At 42.9% G+C, this 1,195-nt stretch carries 2 protein-coding genes; one reads left to right on the top strand and one right to left on the bottom strand.

Annotation, left to right across the window (positions count from 1 at the left end; translation table 11 throughout):
* The coding region (locus tag F6K49_RS50805) for a hypothetical protein (protein WP_293110505.1) at positions 1–596 on the top strand (596 nt) is incomplete at its 5' end.
* 77 nt (positions 597–673) lie between these two features.
* Here the strand turns inward: F6K49_RS50805 and F6K49_RS50800 are convergent.
* On the bottom strand, positions 674–1,195 hold a 522-nt coding region (locus tag F6K49_RS50800), incomplete at its 5' end, for a DUF2927 domain-containing protein (RefSeq protein WP_293110503.1).

Raw genomic sequence — 1,195 nt, 5'->3', positions numbered from 1 at the left:
ATACTTCCGCAGCTGTCGTCTGTGTTAGCAATGGAGCTGTACTCAAACCTGTGGTTGCTAAAAATGGGAATTGGCTGCAGCTGAGCAGTGGCAATTGGGTTTATGGTCCTTACACTACCTCTCGATACTTTAATGGCAGTGATCAAGGGGGTGGCGGTAGTCCGATTTTGGAATCAGGAATCAAAGTCAAGACTCCCAATAGTGGGTGTTTGAAAGCACTGACTGGTCCTGGCACTGGTCAGGTTGTTGCTTGTGTCCGCAGTGGATCTGCACTCAAACCTGTGGTTGCTAAAAATGGGAATTGGCTGCAGCTGAGCAGTGGCAATTGGGTTTATGGTCCTTACACTACCTCTAAATTATTTGATCAAACTAGTGAAGGTGGTGGAGGTAGTCCGATTTTGGAATCAGGAATCAAAGTCAAGACTCCCAATGGTGGGTGTTTGAAAGCACTCCCGGGTCCTGGTACTGGTCAGGCTGTTACCTGTGTTCCCAGTGGATCTGTACTCAAACCTGTGGTTGCTAGAAATGGCAATTGGCTACAGCTGAACAGTGGCAATTGGGTCTATGGTCCTTACACCACCTCTAAATTCTTTTAATCTGAATCTTTATAGGACAGGACTTACCCAGTAACTCTACTTGTAAGGTGCGTTAATAACGCACCTTACAAGTAGAGTTACCTCTCAAAGCTGAGGCTATTCAGAACATTGATCACTTCTGCTTTAGTCATTCCGGGACGAATTTCTGGTCTATATAGCATTTCTATGACAGCTTGATCAATCTCCGCATATTCGGTCGTATCAGTCCAGCCTTGGAAAAATACACTATTTCTGTATTTATAGGAATCCCTCATCAGTCCTATAGATTGGGTGAGCTCTTCTCGGATTAGGTGAGACCGTGCCTTTTGGGTAATACTAGTTGTAGAAATCATAATTCTTGACTTATAAATAACTTGGTTATTCCACCAAGTCCGAACAAACCCAAAATTGACCGGTCGATAGTTAGGCTCATAGCGACGAAACTCGTATTCGGGAACAAAATAAATCTTTAAATTGGGATTATTATCATCAAAATTGATTTGAATTGCATCTTGGGTAATGCTATTTATTTCATCAATGACGGTTGACAAAGTCTGCCAATCTTCATGGGTTGGCAAGCCGATAACCTTAATCCTCACATTCCTGTCCCATTTTTTGAT

It is taken from the genome of Moorena sp. SIO3I6 (assembly GCF_010672095.1).
This window is presented reverse-complemented; position numbering and strand designations above follow the sequence as displayed.